A 26367-nucleotide genomic window follows, 5' to 3' on the forward strand; every position below is an offset into this window, starting at 1 on the left:
TTATCCTTTATTGAAAAATTGTCGTTGCACCCATTTTACCAGTTCGACAATCACAATGATAGAGAAAGCTGCTAGGACAACCGTCAACCACTGGTGACTATCAAGGTAAGTCACGTGGAAGATTGGGTTCAATGGCTTGATGAAGACAACGGCCATCATGGCAAAGAGTGAGAAGACCAAGGCCCAGTTGAAGAACTTGTTGGCAAAGGCCTGTGGACCCAACTCTGATTGGTAAACGCTCTTAACGTTAATCGCATTAAACATCTGCATCAACCCTAAGGTCATAAAGGCCATCGTTAAGGCATCCCCATGAATCAATTCTGATCCTTGGTGTTCTGGGAAGGCCAAGGCAATCCCGTAAACCGCCAAAACAAGAATGGCTTGCATCGTTCCCTGCCAAATAATGGCCGGACCGACACCACCAGACAAGAAGTTAGCGGTTTTACCACGAGGCTTCTGTGACATGACGCCCTTCTGGGCTGGCTCCAATCCCAATGCGATTGCTGGCAACGTATCCGTTACCAAGTTGATCCACAAAATCATGACGGGCGCCAGCACTTCCCAATCAAGCAACGTCATCATAAAGATGGCAATCACTTCGGCTAAGTTTGATGCCAGCAGGTACTGCAAAGCCTTTTGAATATTGGCAAAGACCTTACGACCTTCCTTCACGGCCGCCACAATTGTTGAGAAGTTATCATCGGCCAAAACCATGTCGGCCGCTTCCTTAGAAACTTCCGTTCCGGTAATTCCCATGGCCACCCCGATATCGGCGGTTTTCAAGGCTGGCGCATCGTTCACACCGTCTCCGGTCATAGCGACGACCTTGCCCTTACCTTGCCAGGCTTGAACAATCTTGACCTTGTGGGCTGGTGCCACTCGGGCATAGACACGAACATCCTTAACCCGATCTTGGAAGTCTTCTTCCGGCATTTCATCCAATTCCGCACCCGTCATCACGGCCTTGGTGCGGTCATCTTCATCCGTTAGGATGCCCAACCGACCGGCAATCGCAGCGGCTGTCTTGGGGTGGTCACCAGTAATCATAATTGGTTGGATACCGGCCTTCTTGGCTTCGGCAACGGCGCCCTTAACTTCAGGACGTTCCGGATCAATCATGGCGATTAAGCCAACCAAGATTAAGTCCTTTTCCACATCATCGGCTTGTGGATTGTCTGGCACAGCTGCCAAATCCTTGTAAGCAAAGGCCAAGACACGGAGGGCCTGATCAGCTAATTGAGCATTAATGTCTTGGTACTGGGCCAAATCAGCATCGGTCACGGGCCTGATTTTACCGTGGTCTAAGACCTGGCTTACGCGAGCCAAGATTGAATCTGGCGCTCCCTTAACCGTTGCTTCAAAACCGTTTGCAACCGGGTGAATTGTTGTCATCAGCTTTCGTTCGGAGTCGAACGGAATTTCACTGACACGTGGCATTTGAGCAAGCGTGTCCTTATAAGCCGGACGGTACTTCTGATTAAAGGCAATCAAGGCAGTTTCGGTTGGATCACCCACCAAGCCATCATCGATTTCCTTTGTATCGTTATTTAAGGCCAGCAAGTCGGCCAACTTCAGCAAATCAAGGTTCACCTGGTCGGCTTCAAAAGGATTTTCGGCCTTCAAATCAACGATTTCCCCATCCAAGACCAACTTTTCAACAGTCATCTTGTTTTGGGTCAAAGTTCCAGTCTTATCGGAACCAATGATATCCGTTGATCCCAAGGTTTCAACGGCGGGCAACTTCCGAACTAAGGCGGCCTTCTTGGCCATCCGGGCTGTTCCCAAGGCCAAAGTAACCGTCACGATGGCTGGCAACCCTTCAGGAATTGCAGCCACGGCCAAGGAAATCGAAGTCAAAATCAAGTCAATCACTTTGGCATCCTGGGTAAAGTAACCAACCACGAAGGTCAAGGTTGCAATCGCCAAGATTAGGTAAGTCAAAATCCGGCCCAATTGTGCCAAGTTTTCCTGCAATGGTGACTTGGTTTCATCCGTTGACTGCAGTGATTCCGCAATCTGACCAACTTGAGTCTGCATTCCGGTTGCAATCACAATACCAGTGGCTTTTCCATAAGTCACATTGGCGTTCATAAAGGCCAAGTTTGCTTGGTCACCTAACGGCAAGTTGTCACCGGTTAAGACGGCATCGGTCTTTTCCACCGGCACTGATTCACCGGTCAAAGTTGATTCTTCCACCTGTAAGTTAGCGACAGACACCAAACGCAAATCAGCGGGCACAACGTCCCCGGCTTCCAGATAAACGAGGTCCCCCACGACCAAATCAGGAGCAAGTACTTCCTGGTCGCGACCAGCACGCACAACTCTAGCCTTTGGTGTTGCCAAAGCCTTCAAGGCTTCGATGGCCCCCTCGGCCTTGCTTTCTTGGAAGACACCGAAAACTGCGTTAATAATCACGATAGCCAAAATAAAGATGGCATCGGTCGTTTCACCCGTAAAGGCGGCCACTAAGGCGGCAGCCAACAGGATACCAATCATCAAGTCCTTAAATTGATCGACAAACTTTTGAAAAAGACTGCGCTTTTTCTTAGCAACCAGGGCGTTGGGCCCATCCTTTGCTAATCGTTCTTGGACTTGTTCTTCGGTTAAACCAGTTTGCGCATTTGTCTTGAGCTCGCTGGTCAAATCAGTGACATCAATTTGATACGGTTGTTTTGCCACAATTCTCTCCTTTTCTTACTACTCTCTTTTTTATCTGGTCTGGGTAAAAGAAAAAGACCCATACCAAACGCAAAAAAGCGTTATGGTATGAGTCTCACTGTTTAAGGCTGAGCCGGTGCAATAAAGCTTGCACGATATAAAACATTACTGTTTTGCTTTGACGGTTATCAGCCACGAACATTTCGTCAGTTACTCCCTCAGAAATTTTATTATGTCTTTAGTATAACAGAATTTTTACACCTGTATAGTGATTTTTAACATTTCTAAATGAATTCAAAAAATTAGAATTGCATTCAATTACATTCTAACAATAAATTCAATTTTGCTAAATATTTTTTATCTGACCAAATAAACTAATTAGTATTTAGGGCGTATAAATACTATTTTTGTATTGCATACGCATATAAAATCAAATTAGTTGAAGTTTCGATGACTAATTTCAACAATCAACTTATTTAACCTATCTTCTACGACACGTTGAACCTCACGACTTTCATCCTCAACACTTTTAGATAACATACCAAAAATTTGCAATAAATTTATAACTTTATTTGCAATAGATTTTGAATCAATAGCATTTAACAACTTTGTCTTAGCATCCTTAGGAAGGGAGCGACTCCTTTGAAGCCCTTGAATCCTAGTGAAAATTAGAGCGTACTCAGCAGAACTTTCCTCTATATTTTTCTTCCAATCGATGTTTTCTAACATCTTTATTAATTCTTCTCTATTAGAAATGAAATCATCTATTTGCTCCAATTCACGACTTATTGTATGGGGAGCATGTCCATGATTAATTTTTGCCAACACATCTCTTTGCAGCATAATATTTTGATTTTTGTTATTAATAATCTTATAAACAAAATTGAATACAGCAGCACCGTCACCTAATTCACTGTTCGTAACATTGATACCCGTCTGAATAGAAATAGAATCATCAATTAAATGAGATGTTGTTTCCATAAAGGTCAGTTCCAATTTTGAATCAGTCATATACATATAATTTAAATCAAATTCTAAATTATGATTTTTAGAAAACTCAGATATTTTACTTAAGACTATATAAAAAACAATGGAATTATCAAATGTTTTATATCTTCCCTGACTAACTAACGATCTAAAATATGTTTCTCCATTTGCTTCAATAAAACGAAATTTAGCCTTCCTATTAAGAATATCTTGATTTTCATTCAAAGATTTAAAGTCATTCAAAACCAAAAATTTAAAGTCATATGATAAAGCAAAATCAGTGAATTTATCAATACTATAAAAGTAGTCTAAAAACATTTGTTTTGCTCGATAAATCGATCGGATATTTTTATTTCCTACTCTATTCGAATCTTCGCCAAGAATATCAAATTTTAAGTATCGAGTAGGGACAAATTTAGCCATACCTGATTCAATCGGAAAATCTAAATTAACTAAATCCGATACCCCTAAAATAGCATCAAATTTATTAATTTCCTGACTTAAAAAGTCAGTAATTGCTTGGTGTGAACCATCAATTTTAATTGGCTCTTCCAAAGAAAAATTAGATATAATTTCACCAATAAATTCTTTTTCACTTTCGCTACCATCATTAATTGGCACTACATGATTTAACAGAGTTCTTATCTCTTCAGCAGTGGTACTACTATCATCATTTTTATGATAAACGTGTTCAAAAATTGGATTCATATTCCTCATAACCTCAAATTACTAAATTCTACCTTATCCACTCCCCTATATTGATAATAATATAACATAGTTACTTAACTTTTAATGTTTAGAATTTATAATTCGCTATTTTCAATTAAAATAGATTCAATATTTGGTTTATTCAAAATTATTTGTACACAAAGTACTCAATACTCATCTTTTCACCATTAATCAAATTTATACCCTTTCACTAATTTACTGTTTATTTAGATTTTTTCAATACTTCCAAGTAGGATAAAATAGGAAATAATTACAAATCAGCCAAGCGTTCGCTTGAACGCAAATTTATGGTCTAAAAACGGATTTTTCTCGTCCAATTAAGCGAAACAATCAAAGCATAGTTCACACCGCTGATTTTTCATTTCTACACTCGGTAATGCAAAAGCAATCATCTAATAAGGAAAATAAATGACAAAAGCAAGTATTATGTGGTTTCGCAGGGATCTGCGACTGACCGACAATCGGGCACTGCATGCCGCTATGCAAAAGAGCGACCAGGTCATCTTCATTTTTATCATTGACCCAAAACAAATCCAAAATAATGCAAGCGTCAACCAGAGCGCCTTCTTTGCCAGTGTCTTACATTTTAAAGAGACCCTTGCCAAAAACAATATCACTCTCTTAATCCAAACTGGCCCAGTAATCGATGTCGTTACAGAAATCAAAACAAAAGTTCCTTCGGTCAGCGACATTTACCTCAATTTCGATGAGCGTGGTTACGGTCGCAAAAGGGACCAACAAACCATCCGTCACCTCTCACAAGAACTCGGTATCGTTGCCCATCCCTTTTTGGACTTTACCTTGACCAGCGCCTCTTCAATCAAAAAACAAGACGGAAGCGCCTATCAAATTTTTACTCCTTACTATAAAAAGTGGTTATCCGTTCAAAAAGACCAACCCTTGCCCAGTCTAACCAGCACTGAAATTCAGGATAAGCAGGTAGCAGAGCCGTTTGAGGATCACATTGATGACCTAAAAAAATTAATCAATCCCAACCACAGCTACGCCTACCAGGACAGTCTTGGTGAGCAGCAAGCGGTCAACACTTTAGAGGACTTCGTCTCTAATAAATTAGCCGACTACGACCAAAACCGGGATATTCCGGCCCTGGATGGTACCAGCCATTTATCACGGTATTTAAGAACCGGTGAAATTTCCATCCGAACGGTTTACGATGCGGTCAGCCGCCAACCCGCTAGTCTGGGCAAAGAGACTTTTATCAAGGAACTCTGCTGGCGCGACTTTTATAATATGATTTACACCATTTACCCCAATCAAAAGGACCAGGCTATCAACACAAAGTTCCAAACCATCCCCTGGATTAACAACGAATCCCAATTTAACGCCTGGAAAAACGGTACGACCGGCTTTCCAATTATCGATGCGGCCATGCAGCAATTAAACCAAACTGGTTGGCTCCATAACCGCTTACGAATGATTGTCGCCTCCTTTTTGACCAAGGACTTGCTGATTAATTGGACATGGGGCGAGCAATATTTCCAAGAAAAACTAGTCGATTATGACCCTGCTAGCAACATTGGCGGTTGGCAATGGGCTGCCTCAACCGGAACGGACAGCGTCCCCTACTTTCGAATTTTCAATCCGTTCACCCAGGCCGAAAAATTTGATCCGGATGCCAAATTCATCAAACAATACATCCCCGCTCTCGCTGATTTGCCAGCCGATAAAATTCACCATATCGACCGCTTGAGCGAAGCCGACCAGCAACAATACCAGGTAATCCTTGGAAAAGATTATCCCAAGCCAATCGTGGACCATGCTCTCGCTCGCAAACGAGCAATCGCTAGTTATAAAAATTTAAACGCATAAAAAGAAAAAGGAACTTGCATCCAAGTTCCTTTTTCTTTTTTTCGTTCAATCAATTACTATAAAAAATCAACTTAGCGCTCTGCACCAATCTTTTTACTAAAGATAATCCCGAATCCTAAGAAGCCCAAAGAAATCGACAAAATCAAGTAAATCGTGAAAATCATGTCCCAAGAATGGAACAAGTTAATCAAATAGCCAGAGGCAATTGGACCGATTGCGGCCAACAAGTAACCAACTGACTGGGCAGTTCCAGATAATTCAGCCGTTTGTTCAAAGTGAACCGTCTTCTGTTGGAAAAAGACAATGCTTAAGGTAAAGGCAGCCGCTGTTCCCATCCCAGACAGAGCTGACCAAAGGGCGTTCAAGAAAAAGCTATGCGCAGGGAAAAGCATCCCAAAAGTGGCAACTGAAACGGCAGTGGCACTAAACAGCGCCATCCCAATCATTCCTGGCTTCCGCTTGGCAATCATTGGTGTCACAATGGCCATTGGAATCCCAAAAATTTGGAAAAAAGTAGCCAAGACGCCGGCTGTTGTTGCCACAAAGCCGTGATCAATCCAATATTTTGGCATCCAAGTCATTAATGAATAAGCCAATAATGATTGAATTCCAAAAAACAGCGTAATCAACCAGGTCACGCGATAATTTTTGACCGAAAAATCACCTTCGGCTTCTTCTTCACTCTCCAGCTGGTGGTTAGTTTGTGGTAACTGCTTAAACGCACTCCCCCACACGATTAACGTCAAGACCGCTAAGACGGCAAAAATAGTCATAGTCGTAGACAAATTTGTTGCCTTTAAAATTGGTACAACCGTTGCTGTCCCGATGCCGGAAAAAAGCGTCATCATTGCTGGGTAAATCCCTGTTAATAAAGCACTTTGCTTTGGAAAATACTCTTGAATGATACTTGGCAACAAAACGTTCCCACCGGACAGACCAATACCAATCAAAACCATTCCCACAAAGAGCAAAATCGGATTTGTAACGGCCCGAATAATTACTCCAACCGTTAATAATAACAGCGAATAGAATAAGACTTGCGGATTACCAGCACGCACGCCCCACTTCCCGATGGCTGGTGATACTAAAGCAAACATCAAAACCGGAATCGTGGTCAACCAACCACTCACGCTGGTTGGCAAACCTAAAATGGTATGTAATTGAGGCAAAATTGGTGGCAAAATCGTAATTGGCAAACGCAAGTCAGCACCAATTAAAATGATGCCGAGTCCGGCTAACAAATAAACTCTTCTTTTCAAAAATCAGTTCCTCACATTCTATAAAATCGCACAAAAAAGGTCGCTAACGCGACCAGAGCATGCCTTGCTTCTTTCGTATATTCTTATCTTAACCCCAAAAATGATATACGTATAATACTTATTAAGCTTATTTTCATGCTTTAGAGGCATTTTTAACCAATTGAATAAATTCCTGAGCAGTTGGATTTAAAATGCGATCCTTCTTCCAAACCAGCATTCGGTCACTTTCCAATCGCGGTTCTAAAGGAATAAACTTTGTCCCATCCGTATTTTCATTGCTGGCCCCCTCAATGGCCAAAGCGACGCCAACCCCTTCTCGAACCAGTGGCAAGACATTAAAGAGCAAATTGTACATGCCAATAATATTCATTTTCTCGGGATCAAACTGGCCCCACTGATAAAAACTTTCTTGCACGGCAACCCGCTTGGCCCCAATGATTGGTAAAGGCAAGAGCTCGGGGGCCGTCACAAACTTTTTATCGGCTAGTGAACTCTGCGAGGCGACCACGATCCCCAAAGCTTCCGTACCAGGGAGTTTGACCACGTTAAAATCAGCCTGGTCGAGGGTCAAAGGGCCGACCATAAAGGCCAAATCAAGCAGCCCCTTCTCAAGCTTATCCACCAAATCATTTCCATTGCCACTGTAGAGCTCAAAGGTCACCTGGTCATGCTTTTTTCGCATAGTCTTCATAATTTTGGCCAAAAAAGTTGAGTTATCCGACTCAATACACCCGATGGTGACTTTGCCAGTTAGTTCCCGATCCTGATAGGTCGCAAATTCTTGCTCGGTTTTCTGGTCCAAAGCAACCAGTTCTTCCGCCTTGGCCTTCAAAAATCGGCCCGAATCAGTCAACGTCAGCTTTTTATTATCACGGATAAACAAATTAGTCTGCAAGCGCTCCTCAAAAGCATGAATTTGCCGGCTTAACGTTGGTTGCGTGATATGTAAATCAGTAGCGGCCTGGGTAATGTTTTGTGTCTCCGCTACCTTTAAAAAATATTGTAATAAGCGAATTTCCATCCGTCACTCCTTCAGAATTCATCGATAGTCATATAGGATAATTCCTTTAATCAGCACTAAATTCGAGTAACCTAACATACCCTTAATGAGCTAAATCACCCATGATTTTTCGAACAACTGCTTCTTGGCCAAGGCTCGGGTCAATGACCCTTTCACCTGTAATCTGTAATAAATCATGGGGTCGAAACCACTTTGCTAAATCAACTTCATCAAAACCAGGGTTCATTTTTTCTTGATGTCGTTTAACAGTTTCCTCAAATGGCAAATCATAATAATAGATAAAGCTTTGGTCAGCCTGGTCAATCATTTCGGACAGCATTTGGCCATATTTTGAAGCTGGGAGAATCCCTTCGATAATTGTATACCGACAATTTTTAATCCCAAACAAAGTCATCTCTTTGATCAGATCAATTGATAGATTTTTGGGTGTATCTTTCACTCGTAACATTGTCCGCCGGACATAATCCTGCGGAATTAATAAATTATTTTCACCAAGTTGTTCATGTAAAGCGTTCGCAGTAACCGTTTTGCCACTACCCGAATTCCCTCGAATCACGATTAGATTTCCCATTTATGTTTCCCCCGCCATCATCTCATTGCTACTACTATATCAATAAATCAACAGCCACATTCAAATGCTACGCCGGCCCGAATAAAACACCGAAATTTCAACATAATTGTTTCAACGAAATCAGTAATATCTTTGATATAACAGTTCTAAACAAAGCCTGATTTAGCACTTTTATTAAAATTTTTATCATTTTTGTTGACAAGGAAGCTAACATCTTGTAATATAGACACATCATATCAAACAAGTTGATCAGGAAAGTAAAAAGTAACTTTAGCCTAGAGACTTACCGGTTGGTGCAAGGTAAGGTAAAGAAGCTTTTGAAAATGACCTGTGATTGGCAACTACGACTCGGTTTACCGTTAGTAGTTGACGGATTGGCCCTCGTTACTTGGGCACACCATTCGGCTAGGATCATTCCCCGGGGCCCGATGGTTAGTGAGCAGCCTAGAGGTAACTTTGGGCAAAAACTCAGAATGGTAACGCGAAAGTCGCTTCTGTCTTAAATCTTAAAGATAGAAGTGGCTTTTTTTGTTGCTAAAATTAAAATAAAGATACAAGGATAAAAAGGAGATAATAACAAGAAAATGTCAAAAAAAGGTTGGTTGATTTCCGGTATCGCAGTTGTTGCTGTCGCAGCACTAGCTTACGTCAGCTTTGGTAATCACGGTACAAGTAGTAATAAAACGGTGACAGTCGGCATTATGTCAGCGAACAAAGATGACGATGATATTTGGAAGAGTGTTGCTCAAACGGCCAAGGATAAGTACGGTGTGACAATTAAGTTCAAGCAGTTCTCCGATTACTCACAGCCAAACAAGGCTTTGCAAAACGGCGACATTGATTTGAACTCTTTCCAGCACTACGCCTTCCTGGATGCCTATAACAAAAAGAACGGCAACGAATTAACCTCAATTGGTGAAACGGCCATTAGCCCAATCCGCCTATATTCCAACTCATACAAGAATGTTAGCGACTTTAAAGACGGCGACACCATCGTCGTTCCAAATGACCCATCAAACGAAAGTCGGGCCCTTTACCTCTTGAAGTACGCTGGATTAATTGAGTTGAAATCAGGATTGACGCTGGCAACAACGAAGGACATCACTTCAAATCCAAAGAATTTGAAGATTAAGGAAGTTTCAGCCGATCAAACCGCTCGTAACCTTCCAGATGTTCAGGGGGCCGTCATCAATGGTAATTATGCACAGTCAGCTGGCCTAAAGTACCAAGATGCCATCTTCGTGGAACCTTTGAACAAGGATTCACACCAGTGGGTCAACATCATCGTTGCCCAAAAGAAGAACAAGAACAAGAAGATTTACCAAGACGTCGTCAAGGCTTACCAAACAAACAAGACCAAGCAGTTGATCAAGGAAAAGTATGGTGAATCAGAAGTCGCCGCTTGGGACAAGCAATTTAATTAAAGTTATTGGATAACATAGGAAAGAGAGAAAGATATTATGAGTGCAAAAAAGACGATTATTGGAATTGTAGCCGCCGCAGCCATTGTTGGCATTGGTTACTTCAGCTTCTTCAACCACGGTAGCCAAGATGACAAAGTGGTTAAGATTGGTGTCATGAACGGCGACAAATCAGAAGACCAAATCTGGTCAGAAGCAGCCAAGACTGCCAAGGATAAGTACGGTATTACTTTGAAGACCGTTAAGTTCTCTGACTACTCACAGCCAAACAAGGCCTTGAGCAACCACGACATCGACTTGAACGCCTTCCAAAACTACCCATTCTTGGAAAACTGGAACAAGGCTAATAAGACAGACATCGTTTCAATCGGTGACACTTGGACAACGCCATTGCGTGTTTACTCAGACAAGTACAAGTCAATCAAGGACATCCCTGATGGTAGCCAAATTGCCGTTGCCAACGATGTTACTAACGAAAACCGCGGTATCCACCTCTTGGCCGAAGCTGGTTTGATTAAGGTGAAGGATACAAACAAGGCCACACCAAACGACATCACTTCAAACCCTAAGAACTTGAAGATTGTGCCTGTTGATGCCTCACAAACTGCAACTTCATTGAAGGATCCTAAGTTTGCCGGTGCTGTTATCAACACAAACTTTGCTAAATCAGCAGGAATCGACTTCAACTCTGCCATCTATGTTGAAGGTTTGAACAAGAACACCACTCAATTCTTCAACTTCGTTGCAGCTAACAAGTCTGACAAGGATAAGAAGATTTACAAGGATGTTGTGAAGTCTATCCAAACTGCTAAGACCAAGGAATTGGTTAAGAAGAACTACGACGGTGCCGAAATCACTGTTTGGGATTACAAGAAGTAATTCAACCATGCGGGCTTGTCCCGCGTACATATCTAATCATCACCACGAAAGGAAAATTACCTATGTCAAATCGTAAAGAAGAATACCTCACGTTCTTAAAAGAACTGATTGCCCTCCCCAGTGTTTCAGCAAAGCACGAAAAGCTACCCGAAACTGCTGCCCTTCTAGGTCAAGCATTAGAAAAGCTTGGTGGCCAAGTCGAAATCGATGATAGCTACTTTGCTCCACTGGTCATTGCGCACTTTAACAGTAACCAAGCCGGTGCCAAGAACCTCATTATCTACAACCACTACGACGTGCAACCAGCAGAGCCATTTAACCTTTGGGACCAAGACCCCTGGACGTTAACTGAAAAGGATGGTCATCTGATTGGTCGCGGTGTTGATGACGATAAGGGCAATATCACGGCCCGCTTCACGGCCTTAGCCGAATATTTAGACGAAAACGATGGCCAATTACCTGTCAACATTACCTTCTTAATTGAAGGTTCTGAGGAAACCGCCTCACAACACTTGGATGACTACTTAGCTAAGCATCCAGAATTAAAAGCTGATTTAATCATCTGGGAGTCCGGTAATAAAGACGACCAGGGCCAAATCGAACTCGGCGGTGGTAATAAGGGCATCGTGACCTTCGATGTAACGGCCAAGACAGCTGGCATCGACCTCCATTCCTCATTAGCAACTGTTGTTGATTCTGCCGCTTGGCGTTTGAGCCAAGGGTTAGCCACCCTCTTTGACCCAAAGACGGGTCGCATTCAAGTCCCAGATTTTTATGAGGATGTCGTTACCCCTAACCAACGAGAAAAGGACCTGGTTGCCGCTTTGCCCGGTACCAAGGAGGAGTTTATCAAGGGTCACCAAATCACTGCCCCACTGCTAACCGACAAGCGTGGTGACGATTGGAAGGAAGCCCTTTACTTTGAACCAAGTATTAATATTGAGGGTATCTCCTCTGGCTACGAAGATCAGGGTGTCAAGACAGTACTGCCAGCAGAAGCAACCGCGAAGTTAGAAGCCCGACTGGTACCTGGTATGGATCCAGACAAGACCTTAAAGCAAATCCAAGACTTTTTGGCCGACCAGGGCTTTGCTGATTTGACAGTCACAAAGACCCTTGGCCAACCAGGCTACCGGTCAGATATGTCGGATCCTGAAATCAAAAAAGTCATCGACCTGGCCAAAGACTTTTACCCTGGTGAACCAGTAGTTTCCCCAACCTCACCAGGAACCGGCCCAATGGCCTATGTCAACAATGCTATCAAGGCCCCCATTATTTCTTTGGGTGTCGGCTACCAAGGCGCCTTAGACCATGCTCCAAATGAGAACATTCGCCTGACTGATTACGAAGACAACATAAAGTTTGTTAAACTAATCATTGGTAGCTATGCTAATCACTAGTAGCAAACAGAAAGGAAAGTGCGCAAGCACCAGAATTTATCAATGACGAATCCAATTATTTCTTTAAAAAATATTGATGTGACCTTCCAACAAAAGAAGCGGACTATTGAGGCGGTTAAAAACGTTTCTATCGACGTGAACCGTGGCGACGTCTTCGGAATTGTTGGTTATTCCGGAGCTGGTAAGTCAACTTTGGTCCGGGTCATTAACCTCCTCCAGGTCCCAACAAACGGCCAGGTCATCGTGAATGGTGAAACATTCTTTGACGGTCAAGGCGCTGGTAAAAGCGGTGTCCAAATTAAGCCAAATGAGCTTCGCGACCGCCGTCGCAAGATTGGGATGATTTTCCAGCACTTCAACTTGCTTAACGAGCGTACGGTAGCCGAAAACGTTGCCTTTGCCCTCCAGCACAGCCCATTAAAGGCCGATGAAAAGAAGGCTAAGGTTGCTGAACTGCTTGAATTAGTTGAATTGACTGATCGAGCAGAACAATTCCCTTCTCAACTTTCAGGTGGTCAGAAGCAACGTGTCGCCATCGCCCGCGCCTTGGCCAACGACCCTGAAATTCTGATTTCTGATGAAGCAACGTCTGCCTTGGATCCAAAGACGACTAACCAGATTTTGGCCCTTTTGAAGAAGTTAAATGAGCAATACAACTTAACCATTCTTTTGATTACCCACGAAATGGATGCCGTCAAGGAAGTGGCTAACAAGGTTGCCGTGATGCAAGACGGTCAGGTCCTAGAAGAAGGTTCAACTTTGGACATCTTCACCAAGCCACAGGCCGCCTTAACGAAGGAATTTATTGAAACGGCTACGAACCAAGATAAGGCGTTGGCAACAATTGAGGAATCTGACGCCATTACGGACTTAAAGGACAACGAGGTCTTTGCTCGTCTGACTTACTCTGGTAATAGCACAAATGAGCCATTGATCACCACCCTTTATCAGAAGTATGAAGTTGTCGCCAACATCTTGTACGGTAACGTTGAGATTCTACAAGGAACAGAAGTTGGTTCCCTGTTGGTCATCCTCTCAGGCTCAGCCGATGGTTTGGCTGCTGGTTTGCAGTCCTTAAAAGACCAAGGCATTACCGTTGATATCTTGAAAGGAAAGCAAGCATGAGTAATTGGTTTTCACAAACATTTCCAAACGTCGTTTATCAAGGTTGGTCCGGTGATACCGGTTGGCTAACTGCGATCAACCAAACCATTTTTATGACCTTCTGGTCCGCTATCTTTGGTGGTCTCTTGGGCCTAATCTTTGGTTTTGGCCTCGTTGTTACAAGCCCTCGTGGCATTACCCCAAACAAGGTGCTCTTCTGGATTTTTGATAAGATTGTTTCGATTTTCCGAGCAATTCCGTTCATTATCCTGTTGGCCTTCATTGCCCCCGTTACAAAGACCATTGTTGGGACACAAATCGGGTCTACTGCCGCTTTGGTGCCATTGTCATTGGGAGTCTTCCCCTTCTACGCCCGTCAGGTTCAGGTTGCCTTGACTGAAGTTGATTCTGGTATCGTCGAAGCTGCCCAAGCAGTTGGTGCTTCCTTTAGCGAAATCGTCTTTGGTGTCTACCTCCGCGAAGGTCGGTCAGAATTAATTCGCGTGTCAACAGTGACACTGATTTCCCTGATTGGATTAACAGCCATGGCCGGTGCCATTGGTGCCGGTGGTCTTGGAAACATGGCCATCGCTTACGGCTACAACCGTTTCGCCAATGATACCACCTTGGTGGCCACCCTCTTGGTCCTTATCCTCGTCTTGATTGTCCAAGTCGTCGGTGACTACCTGGCAAAGCGCTATAACCACAAATAAAAATCAGTACAAAAGGAGCTCAACACATAACTGTGTTAAGCTCCTTTTTTATCGAACTATTAATGATTAATTAGCGAGTCAATTGGAACTCGAAGCGATCACCAACGTAATATGAGCGCACGTATTCAAACGGGTGGTCTTCCTGGTCATAAGAGACCTGACGAACAGCCAAAATTGGGTCGCCACGCTTGATTTGCAAGAAATCAGCTTGCCGCTCCGTTGCTAGCGCTGCTGTGACCGTTTGCTCGGCCCGCCCAGGCTGAATACCAGCCTGGATTAAAGTGGCGTAGAGTGACTCTGTCAGGCTTGAACGGGTAAAGTTATTGACTAGCTTCACAGGTAAGGTGGTCTGCTCCAACAAAATTGGCTCATCATCACCCAAACGCAAGCGTTCCATCACCAAAACTTCATCCTCTGGTTTGAGTTGCAAATGTTCCAACTCTGAAACGGATGGGGTTGTCACCTTATAAGAAACGGTCACGGTTTGGGCCTCCCGGCCTGATTTTTTCATTAATTCCGTAAAGGAAGTCACACCGAGTGCCCGTTCTGAAACCTTTTTCTCAGCCACATAGGTCCCGGAACCAACACGGCGCTCCAAGATGCCTTCGTCCACCAAGGTCTGAATTGCCTGGCGGAGGGTCATCCGAGAAACGTGAAAGGATTCAGCCAAGTCACGTTCGGCCGGCAGGCGTTTATTCGTCCCCCATTCACCAGCCGCAATGCGTTGACGAATCTCATTGTGAATTTCAATATAGCGTGGTATAGCCATAATTATTGCCGCTCCTGACTGTTATTATTGGTTGAAATCTAGGATAAGTTGCTAGCATCTCTTTTCTCATTATAATTGGTCTAGGCAGATATTTCAAATCAGCCCGCATTTTTCACCAAATTTTTGAATCGCCTTCCTCTAGCTGATTTTTATAGAATCAATTCAAAAAAAATCCAGAAAAATTCTAAAAACCTCTTGCAAAATGAGAGAAAACCTGGTAATATATATCAAGTAATTGCCCCTTAGCCAAGCGGTAAGGCGGTGGCTTCTGGTGCCATTATGCGCTGGTTCGAATCCAGCAGGGGCAATACGATAACTTAGAAAAGGCGGTCTTGCTAGTGTAAGGCCGCCTTTTATGTTATCTTGGTAGTATAGCTTAATTCCTTTACTAGATATTCTAGTAGCAGACGAAATGGAGACAAAAGTGAATATCCGTCCTCTTGCTAAGCAAGATTTGCCTCATATTTACCAGCAAAAGAACTCACGGTCCGTGATGGCCCTTTGGTTCGAGGAACCCTTTAATTCCCTGGACGAATTAACCATCCTCTACGACCGCCACGTCCTCGATCAAAGCGAACGCCGTTTCGTGATTGAGGAAGATAACCAATTTGTCGGTGTTGTTGAATTAATCGCTATCAATACCATTCACCGACACTGTGAAATCCAAATCATTATTGACACCAAATTTCAGGGCCAAGGCTTAGCCCAAGAAGGTCTACACGCGGGAATTGAATATGCCTTTTCCGTCTTAAATCTTCACAAAATTTACCTGTACGTCGATGTAGAAAATCCAGCTGCTATCCACATTTATAAAAAATTCGGCTTCCAAGAGGAAGGCCGACTCCGTCAACATTACTTTGCCGAAGGACGTTACCATGATTCCTTAATGATGGGACTCTTCGCTAACGAATTTTACCAAGAAAAATAATCATTATGAAAACTGATGCCCGTTATACCAAAGCCGATGCCGCTATTCGTGCCACATTCTTAGAGATTTTGGCCCATAAAGACTTTCATAAAATCTCTGTCCAAGAAATCATTAAGCAGGCTAATATTAACCGTTCAACCTTCTATGCTCATTTCTTAGATAAAGATGATTTGATGGAAACCATCCAGATGGATCTTTTGGAAGAAACCATGGGGGCTTTACCAAGTTTGAACATCGAAAATTTTGACGTTTCTGAAATTTTTCAGCATCGAGCCGAATTTTTAGTCCAAAAACTCTATGAGCAAAAAGATTTAGCAGCTCTGCTCTTATCAAAGCATGCCGAGCATTCTTTTGAAAACCGAATGGTGGAACAAGCAAAAAAAGCCTTCTTTAGCACGACCGAGGGACATGACTTGGCCATTCCACCACGCTATGCCTTAAATATTCTCACTGGAACCACCACGAATATGATTATCACTTGGATTCGTTCAGATTTTCAGGACTCAACTGATGAATTCGCGGCTATCTTAGTTAAAGTTATTCCACCTCTTTTAACAAAAGTTATCCATGTCCAAGACTAATCTTGCAAAAGCCACCCGCCAATGGGTGGTTTTTTGTTGGATAAAGTGCTTAAAATCCTCCTATCCAACTTTTAAGCAACGATTGTTGGTTTTATTTTTTTGACAATTTCATATACTAAAGTCAGTAAATAAAACGAGGAAGTACAATATGAAATCATCAAATAAATTGATTTTAGGTTTGGCCCTTGGTTTGACGGTCGTCTTAGGAATTATGATGACTGCCTTCTCATTGCCAGCCGTAAAATCAGGTATTAACAATGTGCCAATTGGTGTCGTTGCTCAAAATGATGCAACGTACGAAAAGTTGGCTAAGCCATTGTCCGATAAGGGCTTTAAGGTTAGCCAGTATGACAGCGAAAAAGACGTGAAGTCAGCTATCAAGGAACGTAAGATTTACGGTGCCTTTGAAATGTCAGCAACCGGTGACTTGAGCTTGTACCAAGCAACAGCCGCTTCTGCAACCGTTGCCCAAGCCTTGAACCAAATCGGTCAGGGTGTTGTTACCCAGCAAAAGGCCGCTGCTAAGGCGCAATTAACGCCAATGATGGCACAGGCCAATGACGTCAACACGTTGAAGGCCTTGAACCAAAAGTCAGCAGCAATCGATGCTAAGACATTGAAGGTTGTTGAATTACGTGCCTTCCCTAAGGATGACCCTAAGGGAACTGGTTTGGCCGCTGGTGCTTTGCCAATTGCCCTTGGTGGTTGGATTGGTGCCGTTGCTATTGCAAATGTGATTAAGGGTAAGAAGCAAAAGTTCTTTGCTGCCTTGGCCTTCGCCTTCGTTGGTGGACTTGGCCTTGTTGGTGTTATCCAATTCGGTGTTGGTACTTTCAATGGTAACTACTGGTTAACATCACTTGGTGCCATGGTTGGTATCGCCGCTACTGCATTCTTTGTTCTGGGTATTTTGGAAGTGATGGGCAACGGTGGTTTGATTATCGCCGCCATCATGTTGATTTTGCTTGGAAACCCACTTTCAGGGCTCTCATCAGCTCCTGAAATGTTGCCAAAGAGCTGGGGCTTCTTCGGACAACTCTTGCCACCTGGGGCAACTGGAACGCTCTTGCGTGACATCGCCTTCTTCGATGGTAATGCCATCGCCTTACCATTGACTGTATTGCTTAGCTACGTTGCCGTTGGTTTGATTCTCTTCGCCATCGGTAAGAAGTCAACCATTGTTGTTTCTGAAACAACGACTGACTAATCCAAAATATTTTTTCTGCTTGAAAAACCGCTCGCACGTCTGATTTCAGACAAGCAAGCGGTTTTTTGTTTTACTATTTAATTTTCAAGGAGGTCAGTATTAGTATCAAGCGGCCCGGAACTCGCGTTAATGAACCAGTTCGATTTCCACGCTATCCTCTATTTGGTTAGCCGCAAAAATCGTCTTGGTGGCATCCCAGATTTTCTCAGCGATTTCTGGCTTATTCATCGTATACAAATGAATGCCATCGACTCCCTGAGATACCAAATCGACGATTTGTTCGATTGCATAGGCAATCCCAGCATCCTTTAACGCCAACGGATTATCCGCATAGCGATCAAGCATTTTTTGATACTTTTTGGGTACTGGCACACCCGAAAATTTCGTTATCCGCTCAATTTGCTTTTTATTGGTACAGGGCATAATGCCGGCTTCAACCGGCACGTGGATGCCAGCCAGGGCTAGCCGTTCCTGAAATTCATAAAAATGCTGATTGTCAAAAAATAGCTGTGAAATCAGGTGGTCCGCCCCCGCATCGACCTTGCGCCTCAGCCCCTCAATATCAGCCACCACAGATGGTGACTCCTGGTGCACTTCCGGATAGCAAGCAGCGGCAACATCAAAATTAGGATACTCGCGATCAATATAAGCAACCAAATCAGAAGCATGGTGAAAGGTCCCATTTGGTGATAACCCGTCTACTGGGTCACCGCGCAGTGCCAGTACGTTTTGAATATTATCGGCCGCCAGTTGGTCAAGCAATTCGTCCACCTGCTGTTGGCTCCGATACAAACTAGGAATATGGGCAACTGCTGGTACGTGTAGCTGATTTTGAATCAGATTGGCAACCTCAATCGTTTCATTGCCCTGGGCCGTTCCGCCCGCACCCAATGTGACCGAAATAAAATCAGGCGAAACATCATTTAAAGAAGATAGCGTTGGCAGAATACTTTCTTTGGAAGTATTCTTTCGTGGTGGAAAAACCTCGAGGGAAAAAACTGTTTTTTTCTCGAATAAATCAACTAGCTTCATCGACATCCTCCCTGATTGCTTGAATGGCAGCAATCATGTTTGCCAAACTGGCGAACGATTCCGCCTCGGACCGGGTCTTCAAACCACAATCTGGATTGATCCAAACATTTTCGGCAGGAATTTTTTCGATCACCTGCTCAATCAAACCTTGAATTTCATTTTGGCTTGGCACCCGTGGTGAATGAATATCATAGACACCTGGACCGACCTGAGTTTGGAACTGGTGGTCAACTAAGTCGTCAATCAAGGTGAAATCAGCTCGAGAGGCTTCAAACGAAATTACATCGGCATCCAAGTCATCAATCGCTTGGAGAATATCTGAGAACTCACTATAGCACATATGAGTGTGAATTTGCGTTGTTGGCGCGACACCGGAATGAACCAGGCGGAAAGCCGGAACGGCCCAATCTAGGTATTGGCTAAACCAATCTGATTTTCTTAATGGTAAATTCTCACGTAGGGCGGGTTCATCGATTTGAATAATCTTAATTTCATGCTTTTCCAAATCCAAAACTTCATCACGTAGTGCCAAAGCAATTTGAGTAACGACTTCCTTGCGCTCGATGTCTTCACGAGGGAATGACCAATTAAAGATGGTTACTGGCCCCGTCAGCATCCCCTTCACGAGCTTATCCGTCAGGCCATTCGCATAGACTGAGGCTGCGACCGTAATCGGTGCCGTACGGCTAACATCTCCCCAGATAATTGGTGGCTTAACAGCCCGGCTCCCATATGACTGGACCCATCCATTTTGGGTAAAGACAAATCCACCTAATTTTTCACCGAAGTATTCGACCATGTCATTGCGTTCGTATTCTCCATGAACCAAGACATCCAGACCTAACTCCTCTTGCTTACGGATAATCCGCGCAATCTTGTCTTCGTTAAATTGGTCGTATTCTTCTTGGCTGATTTCATGGTGCTTAAATTGACGACGGTTGGCCCGAACATCAGCTGTTTGTGGGAAGGAACCGATTGTCGTCGTTGGGAACAATGGCAAGTCTAATTCTTCGTTTTGCAAAGCAATCCGTGTTTTTCGATCTGGCAGCCGAGTATAGTCATCGTCGCGCAACGCCTCCACTCGCTTTTGCACTGCCACATTAACCGGGTGCTTGACATCGGCAAAGAGTCGTTGATTTTCTTCCAAATACTTCTCGCTACCCTCTCGGCCAGCAACAATCGCAGCCAATTCACTGAGTTCATGCAATTTCTCAATAGCAAAGGCCAGATGTTGGGCAACATCCTGGTCCAACTGATTTTCATTGGCAACGGTATAAGGCACGTGCAACAAAGAGGAAGAAGTATTGAGGACAACGGGTACTTCTGCTGGCAACTGGTGCAATTGCTGCAAAGTTGTTTGGTAATGGTTGCGCCAAACGTTCTTACCATTCACAACCCCAGCAAAGAGCGTCTTATCGGTTGGAAAACCGTATTGCTCAATCAATTGCCAATTTTCTTGCCCCTCAACAAGGTCCAAACCGATCCCTGCAAAAGGCTTTTGAATCAAATTTTGGTAGACATCCCTGACATCGCCAAAGTAGGTCTGCAAAACGACTTTGACTGTGGTTGGTTGGGCCAAGATTTGGTCATAGAGTTGATCAAACAATTCTTGGTCTTGTTGACTGACATCAAACGTGAGGGCTGGTTCATCAACTTGTAAATAGTCCACCCCCAGCTCCTGCAGGTTAGCCAAGAGTGCTTGATAAGCCTGGACCAAATCAGTAATGAAATCAGTTGGCTTGGCGCCATCCACAAAACGTGCTAATTTCAACAGCGTATAGGGACCGATAAAGACAGCCTTAATCGAATCAATCCCTGCTGCCTGGGCTTCACGAATTTCATCAAGTAGCCTTTGACCATTAAACTGCACGTGTGTCTCTGGCGTAAATTCAGAAACGATGTAGTGATAATTCGTATTAAACCACTTCTTCATTGGCAGCGCCTTAACTGTCTGGTCACCTTCCTGATAACCTCGAGCCTGAGCGAAATACTCATCTAATTTTGACAATCCTAATTGTCGATAGCGGTCAGAAACAATATTTAAATCGTTGGCAACGTCCAAAAAATTATCAAAGAAAGAAAAGTCGCCAACTGGAATCAAGTCAATGCCAGCTTCCTGCTGGGCCTGCCAATGCACCAACTTAATCTCGTGTGCCTTTTGCAGTAACTCGTCCTGGTTCAACTGCTTCTTCCAATAATGTTCTGTCGCAAACTTAAGCTCTCGCTTTTCACCAATCCGTGGGAAACCAATAATTGTTGTTGTCATGTTCTTTTCTCCTCATCTTTTCTTTACTAGTCTTGGCCGCACATAAAAACGCCCCTAGATAAACAATCACGTCTATCTAGGGGCGCCTTTTGGCACGGTACCACCCTAATTGTCTGAAAAAAACATCAGACTTACTCAATACCCCAAAATACATCGGAGCCACACAAGATAACGGTTGTGAACCGTGGCCATCTCACGCAAAGTGCGCTCGACCGGCCAGTAACTCCAAGACCATCTTCTCTAACCATTTTTCTACCAATTCTCATCATCATGGTTCTCTGTCAGAAATTCGGATTAGATACTCATCTTTTCATTGTTGGTTTTCATTCTTTAATTTTCAAAAAGGCCTGGTGTAAATCAGCCTTCAAATCATCAATATCCTCGAGGCCAACCGAGTAGCGGACCAAGCCATCCGTAATACCACGGTCATGGCGCTCTTCCGCGTTCATTTCAGCGTGGGACATCTTCGGTGGATAGGAAATAATCGATTCCACAGCTCCCAAAGAAACCGAGAAGATCGGAATCTTTAATTCGGCTACCAGCTGACGCACATTGTCTTCACTACCAATATCAAAGGACAAGACCGCCCCACCTGATTTGGCCTGACTACTTTGGACTGCATAGCCAGCATCCGCTTCCAAGCCCGGGTAATTTACCTTTGTCACAAGCTCCTGTTGGTCGAGCCATTGAGCCAGTTTTAGGGCATTTTGTGACTCCTTTTCCATTCGGACCGCTAAGGTCTTAATGCCGCGCATCAAGAGCCAAGAATCCGAAACACCAAGCGTTGCACCCATGGCATTTTGGAGGAAGTAAATTTGCTTGCCGAGGTCTTCGCCCTTGGTGACCACCAATCCAGCCAAAATATCACTGTGGCCGGCTAAGAACTTCGTCGCACTATGCACGACCAAATCAGCACCAAGGTCCAATGGCTTTTGCAAGACCGGTGTCATAAAGGTATTGTCGGCAAAAACTAAGGCACCGTGGTCGTGGGCAATTTGTGCCACTAAACGAATGTCCGTGACCTGCAAGGTTGGATTTGAAGGAGTTTCCACGTAAACCACCTTGGTATTATCCTGGAAGGCCTCTTCCAAATCAGCTGGGTTCCCCAAGTCCACAAAGGTATGAGAAATTCCGTACTTGGTCAAAACTTCTTCTACCAAGCGGAAGGTCCCACCATAAACATTCTTGGTCAAAATTACGTGATCGCCCTGGTTTAGCGTCAACAAGGCCGTCGAAATCGCTGCCATCCCCGTTGCAAAGGCAAAGCCCCGGGTGCCATGCTCCAATTCCGCAATACTTTCCTCTAGCACATCTCGCGTTGGGTTCCCTGACCGGGCATAATCCCAGTGACCGAAATGATCAAAATCACGCTGCTCGAATGTTGACGACAACTCGATTGCTGGGTTAATCGCCCCGCTTTCCTTATCGGGTTTGGTCGTGGTTTTAATGACCTTCGTCCAATCAGAAAATGCATCCTTAGTCATGAATTAACTCCTTTTCTACGCCAAATGTCTCTGCCACCTGTTCCTTAACCGAATTGGCCTCAGCCACATTGTCATCCGTTGCAGCGGCCAGGGCCTGATGAAAGTCTAAAATCAGGTCCGAACTTGCCTCAATTCCACAGGATACTCGCAACAAGTTTTCCGTAATCCCTGTTTTTTCGCGTTCGGCTGGTGTCATATCGGCATGGGTTTGCACTGCCGGAACGGTTATCAAAGTTTCCGTACCACCCAAGCTTTCAGCAAAGGAGATTACCTTTAAGGCACTCAAGAAACGGTCAATATCAACTGATTTATTCACATAAATGCTGACCATACCACCGCGGCCAGGGTAGCGCACCTCGTCAATCAACTCACTTTGGTTAAAATCAGCGACTAAGGTCTGTGCGTTTTCTTCCTGCTTGGCCAGGCGCAAAGGCAGCGTCTTCAGGCTACGCAAGAGTAACCAAGAGTCGAAGGGTGCCAAATTAGGACCCGTCGTAATCAGATTCTGACCAATGACTGCAGCTGTTTCTTCGGTTTTACAAACCACCACACCGGCCAACAGGTCATTATGCCCTGACAAATACTTCGTAGCAGAATGAACCACGATGTCTGCCCCCTCATTTAAGGGTTGTTGAATCAAAGGTGTGTAGAAAGTGTTATCCACGAGCAATTGGGCCGAAACGGCATGAGCGTGGTCGGCCGCCCTTTGGATGTCAATCACCTTCATGGTTGGGTTTGAAGGGGTCTCAATCCAAACAGCCTTCCCGCCATCTGCCAAAAGCCGGTCGAGTTCTTGGTAATCCTGACCATCCCACTTGCTGAAGCGGAGATGGTACTGATTTGCTAAAAGATCAAAGAAACGGAAGGAGCCACCATACAAGTCATCGGAAACGATGATATGATCATCGCTCTTAAACTGGCTAAAGACCAATTGGATGGCCGCCATCCCAGAGGAAACGGCAAAGGCCTTCGCCCCATTTTCCATCTGTGCCAAAACGTCCTCTAAGACGTCCCTGGTTGGTTCCGTCATCCGAGAATAGTCATAACCCGTTGACTTACCCAAACCTTCGTGCCGGTAAGCGGTCGAAAAGTACAGCGGCATCGAAATCGACCCCGTCACATTATCAACTCGGTTACCCGCTTGGGCCAAAATCGTTTCAATCTTCTTTTGCCAAGAACAGTCAATTGCCATTAATTTTTACCTTTCCTTATTCCAATCTTTTACACAGCCTGATTTTTGTCGTCAAACCCTATCGTGCCTTTTTAAATTCGGTCAATGCCAACTTCACCACGCACATCTTTAGTACATGGCCAAAGCCTCTTCACCACGCACGCCTTTATATCTTAGCCAATGCCTGGTCCAAATCAGTGATAATATCGTCAACATTTTCCACCCCGATTGAGAGGCGAATCAAGTCCGGCGTCACACCAGCTGCTCGCAGCTCTTCCTCATTCAATTGGGCATGGGTCGTTGAAGCCGGGTGGATAATCAGTGACTTCGCATCGGCGACGTTGGCCAAAAGCGAGAAGAGCTTCAAGTTCTTAATCAATTCCTTACCGGCCTCTTCGCCACCAGTCAAACCAATAGTGAAAATTGAACCAACCCCATTAGGGAAGTACTTTTCCGCCAAATCGTGATAAGGACTATCAGCCAATTTTGGATACTTGACCCAGGCAACCTTTGGATGGTTATTCAGGTAGTCGACCACCTTCTCGGCGTTTGAAACGTGACGCTCAACCCGCAAGGAGAGTGATTCCAATCCTTGCAGCAACAAGAAAGAGTTGAAGGGACTAATCGTTGCTCCCAGGTCACGCAAGCTTTCGGCTCGAACCTTGGTCGTAAAGGCCGCCGGTGCCAAATCAGCAAAGACCAAGCCGTTATACTGCGCGTTTGGCGTTGTGAAACCTGGGTACTTGCCGCTGGCCTTATAATCAAAGTCACCCTTTTCGACAATGACACCACCCATCGTTGTCCCATGACCACCAATAAACTTCGTGGCCGAATGAATCACGATATCAGCGCCGTGATCCAAAGGTCGGACTAAGTAAGGCGTTCCGAATGTGTTATCCACTAAGAAAAGGATTTGGTGACGGTGGGCAATTTCGCCAATGGCCTCAAAGTCAACCAAGTTAATATTGGGGTTCCCGATACTTTCCACATAAACCGCCTTGGTCTTATCCGTAATGGCTTTTTCAAAGTTTTCGGGGTCATCTGGATCGACAAAGGTCGTTTTAATTCCTAATTTTGGCAGCGTGACCGCAAAGAGGTCATAAGTCCCACCATACAGAGTGCTGGCAGCAACAATCTCATCCCCCTGCCCAGCAATATTGAGAATGGCCGCTGTAATGGCCGCTGACCCTGTGGCTAAAGTCACCCCAGCACTGGCGTTCTCCAAAGCCGCCACGCGATCATCAACTACCGCCGTCGTTGGGTTAGTCAAGCGCGTATAAATATTGCCGGGCTCCGTCAAACCAAAACGGTTGGCTGCCTGATCAGCGTCCTTAAAGACGTAAGAAGTTGTTTGATAAATTGGCACGGCCCGTGATCCAGTTTCTGGGTCAACTGTTTGGCCAGCGTGTACTTGTAACGTTTCAAAGTGTAATTTCTTGTCGGTCATAATTTTTCTCCTTATTGACAATCAGGTTCAGCCAGTTTTGATAGAGCTGGCGGCTACTAGCCGTCCAGGTATTTTCAATCTCTTCGCCACGGTCGTAATAGTCTTCTGGGTAGTAGTTAGCTGGTTCATGGATGGCCAAATGCTTAGCCAGGTCGCGACGGTATTCAGCATCCAACGTTTTCGTTTGGTATTCCGAATGCCCAGTCAGGTAGGTCTGCTTCCTCTCAGCCGAATGTAGCAGGAGTGGTCCCGCTTGGTCGTTGGTTAAGAGGACTTGTAAATCAGCTGGCAAGTCTTCAACGTCAATCACCGATTCCGAATACCGCGACTGCGGTGTCTTGAAATTTGAGAGGCCAGCGGTCAATCCTGATTTTTCAGTGGTAGTTTCTTGGGCCGGTTGCTTGGCCTCATAAATTCCAAACAATTTTGCCGGTAAGCGACGCTTTTTAATACCAAAGTCTTGGTACAGTGCTGCTTGAGCCGACCAACAGGCATTGATTGTTTGGCTGACATGGTCTTTCGCCCAATCCTTAATGGTCAAAAATTCCTGCCAGTAATCAACATCCTCAAAGGGCAGCTGCTCTACCGGTGCCCCCGTCAAAATCAGGCCATCGAAGTTTTGATCTTCAATTTGGTGCCAACAGGCATAACAGTCGGCGACCGCATCCTTTGGAATAGTCTTGAAGTGGTGACTACAGGCATATAAAAAGGTCAATTCGACATCCTGGTCCAAATCATTTAACAAGGACAGAAACTGTTCCTCTGTATTTTCCTTGGTTGGCATCAGGTTCCAAACCAAGATTTGCAGTGGTTGGATTAATTTCTGATTTTGCCACGCTTGCTTTTGGTGCAAGAACCCATTCTTTGCATTCGCCGTCATCGCCACTCTCCTTTTTTAAAACAAAAAAAC

At 44.4% G+C, this 26367-nt stretch carries 21 protein-coding genes, 1 tRNA gene and 2 other annotated features; of the genes, 10 read left to right on the top strand and 12 right to left on the bottom strand.

What is annotated here, in order from left to right; genetic code table 11:
• The gene (locus AABI08_RS04950; protein WP_338344383.1) at positions 1–2679 is read right to left on the bottom strand and encodes a cation-translocating P-type ATPase; all 2679 of its coding nucleotides are present in this window, start codon (positions 2677–2679) and stop codon (positions 1–3) included.
• Positions 2680–3093: 414 nt separating this feature from the next.
• Complete coding sequence (locus AABI08_RS04955) at positions 3094–4353, bottom strand: hypothetical protein (RefSeq protein WP_338343995.1); 1260 nt, start codon at positions 4351–4353, stop codon at positions 3094–3096.
• A gap of 429 nt (positions 4354–4782) precedes the next feature.
• Between AABI08_RS04955 and AABI08_RS04960 the strand changes: the two genes are divergently transcribed.
• Positions 4783–6204: a cryptochrome/photolyase family protein gene (locus AABI08_RS04960; protein ID WP_338343994.1), complete on the top strand. Its 1422-nt coding sequence runs from the start codon at positions 4783–4785 to the stop codon at positions 6202–6204.
• A gap of 71 nt (positions 6205–6275) precedes the next feature.
• On the opposite strand, the gene AABI08_RS04965 is transcribed toward AABI08_RS04960, so the two are convergent.
• The 3 genes from AABI08_RS04965 to AABI08_RS04975 form a co-directional block, all read right to left on the bottom strand.
• Positions 6276–7463: an MFS transporter gene (locus tag AABI08_RS04965; RefSeq protein WP_338343993.1), complete on the bottom strand. Its 1188-nt coding sequence runs from the start codon at positions 7461–7463 to the stop codon at positions 6276–6278.
• 133 nt (positions 7464–7596) lie between these two features.
• The gene (locus tag AABI08_RS04970; RefSeq protein ID WP_338343992.1) at positions 7597–8484 is read right to left on the bottom strand and encodes a LysR family transcriptional regulator; all 888 of its coding nucleotides are present in this window, start codon (positions 8482–8484) and stop codon (positions 7597–7599) included.
• 82 nt (positions 8485–8566) lie between these two features.
• The gene (locus tag AABI08_RS04975) at positions 8567–9055 is read right to left on the bottom strand and encodes a P-loop NTPase family protein (RefSeq protein WP_338343991.1); all 489 of its coding nucleotides are present in this window, start codon (positions 9053–9055) and stop codon (positions 8567–8569) included.
• Between the two features lie 236 nt (positions 9056–9291).
• Positions 9292–9554, top strand: a binding site (T-box leader).
• Between the two features lie 85 nt (positions 9555–9639).
• On the opposite strand from AABI08_RS04975, the gene AABI08_RS04980 reads away from it, so the two are divergent.
• From AABI08_RS04980 to AABI08_RS05000, 5 genes are all read left to right on the top strand, one after another.
• Complete coding sequence (locus AABI08_RS04980; RefSeq protein WP_168779069.1) at positions 9640–10479, top strand: MetQ/NlpA family ABC transporter substrate-binding protein; 840 nt, start codon at positions 9640–9642, stop codon at positions 10477–10479.
• Positions 10480–10515: 36 nt separating this feature from the next.
• Positions 10516–11355 (top strand): MetQ/NlpA family ABC transporter substrate-binding protein, encoded by an 840-nt coding sequence (locus AABI08_RS04985; protein WP_338343990.1) that lies wholly within the window; start codon positions 10516–10518, stop codon positions 11353–11355.
• 62 nt (positions 11356–11417) lie between these two features.
• Positions 11418–12755, top strand: coding sequence for a M20/M25/M40 family metallo-hydrolase (locus AABI08_RS04990; protein ID WP_338343989.1), 1338 nt, complete (start codon positions 11418–11420; stop codon positions 12753–12755).
• 42 nt (positions 12756–12797) lie between these two features.
• A complete protein-coding gene (locus AABI08_RS04995) occupies positions 12798–13880 on the top strand; it encodes a methionine ABC transporter ATP-binding protein (protein ID WP_338343988.1) in 1083 nt (360 codons plus the stop codon).
• Positions 13877–14572 carry a methionine ABC transporter permease gene (locus AABI08_RS05000; protein WP_338343987.1) on the top strand — a complete coding sequence of 232 codons (696 nt, stop codon included), beginning with the start codon at positions 13877–13879 and terminating at the stop codon, positions 14570–14572. The genes AABI08_RS04995 and AABI08_RS05000 overlap by 4 nt, the downstream gene beginning before the upstream one ends.
• Before the next feature lie 70 nt (positions 14573–14642).
• Here the strand turns inward: AABI08_RS05000 and AABI08_RS05005 are convergent, their stop codons facing one another.
• Positions 14643–15341, bottom strand: a complete 699-nt coding sequence (locus tag AABI08_RS05005) for a GntR family transcriptional regulator (RefSeq protein WP_047974267.1) — start codon at positions 15339–15341, stop codon at positions 14643–14645.
• Positions 15342–15577: 236 nt separating this feature from the next.
• Here AABI08_RS05005 and AABI08_RS05010 point away from each other — a divergent pair.
• The 4 genes from AABI08_RS05010 (at position 15578) to AABI08_RS05025 (ending at position 18057) form a co-directional block, all read left to right on the top strand.
• A tRNA-Gln gene (locus tag AABI08_RS05010) sits at positions 15578–15649 on the top strand.
• 116 nt (positions 15650–15765) lie between these two features.
• Complete coding sequence (locus AABI08_RS05015; protein WP_338344049.1) at positions 15766–16269, top strand: GNAT family N-acetyltransferase; 504 nt, start codon at positions 15766–15768, stop codon at positions 16267–16269.
• A gap of 5 nt (positions 16270–16274) precedes the next feature.
• Positions 16275–16850: a TetR/AcrR family transcriptional regulator gene (locus AABI08_RS05020; RefSeq protein WP_338343986.1), complete on the top strand. Its 576-nt coding sequence runs from the start codon at positions 16275–16277 to the stop codon at positions 16848–16850.
• 148 nt (positions 16851–16998) lie between these two features.
• Positions 16999–18057 carry an ABC transporter permease gene (locus tag AABI08_RS05025; protein WP_338343985.1) on the top strand — a complete coding sequence of 353 codons (1059 nt, stop codon included), beginning with the start codon at positions 16999–17001 and terminating at the stop codon, positions 18055–18057.
• 126 nt (positions 18058–18183) lie between these two features.
• Here AABI08_RS05025 and metF read toward each other — a convergent pair whose 3' ends face one another.
• The 6 genes from metF to AABI08_RS05055 all read right to left on the bottom strand — a co-directional run bounded on the left by metF (position 18184) and on the right by AABI08_RS05055 (position 26337).
• The gene (gene metF / locus AABI08_RS05030; protein ID WP_338343984.1) at positions 18184–19089 is read right to left on the bottom strand and encodes a methylenetetrahydrofolate reductase [NAD(P)H]; all 906 of its coding nucleotides are present in this window, start codon (positions 19087–19089) and stop codon (positions 18184–18186) included.
• Positions 19076–21355: a 5-methyltetrahydropteroyltriglutamate--homocysteine S-methyltransferase gene (gene metE / locus AABI08_RS05035; RefSeq protein ID WP_338343983.1), complete on the bottom strand. Its 2280-nt coding sequence runs from the start codon at positions 21353–21355 to the stop codon at positions 19076–19078. The genes metF and metE overlap by 14 nt, the downstream gene beginning before the upstream one ends.
• Positions 21356–21430: 75 nt before the next feature.
• Positions 21431–21678: a binding site (T-box leader), on the bottom strand.
• A complete protein-coding gene (locus AABI08_RS05040) occupies positions 21679–22839 on the bottom strand; it encodes an aminotransferase class V-fold PLP-dependent enzyme (protein ID WP_338343982.1) in 1161 nt (386 codons plus the stop codon).
• On the bottom strand, positions 22832–24031 hold the full coding sequence (locus tag AABI08_RS05045; RefSeq protein ID WP_338343981.1) for a PLP-dependent transferase: 1200 nt from the start codon (positions 24029–24031) through the stop codon (positions 22832–22834). Before AABI08_RS05045 ends, AABI08_RS05040 begins: the two co-directional genes overlap by 8 nt.
• 145 nt (positions 24032–24176) lie before the next feature.
• Entirely contained in the window at positions 24177–25457 is a 1281-nt protein-coding gene (locus AABI08_RS05050; RefSeq protein WP_338343980.1) for an O-acetylhomoserine aminocarboxypropyltransferase/cysteine synthase family protein, read from the bottom strand.
• On the bottom strand, positions 25432–26337 hold the full coding sequence (locus tag AABI08_RS05055) for a homoserine O-acetyltransferase/O-succinyltransferase family protein (RefSeq protein WP_338343979.1): 906 nt from the start codon (positions 26335–26337) through the stop codon (positions 25432–25434). The genes AABI08_RS05050 and AABI08_RS05055 overlap by 26 nt, the downstream gene beginning before the upstream one ends.
• Between the last annotated feature and the right edge of the window lie 30 nt (positions 26338–26367).

It is taken from the genome of Fructobacillus evanidus (genome assembly GCF_963580165.1).
Lineage (GTDB): Bacteria > Bacillota > Bacilli > Lactobacillales > Lactobacillaceae > Fructobacillus > Fructobacillus evanidus.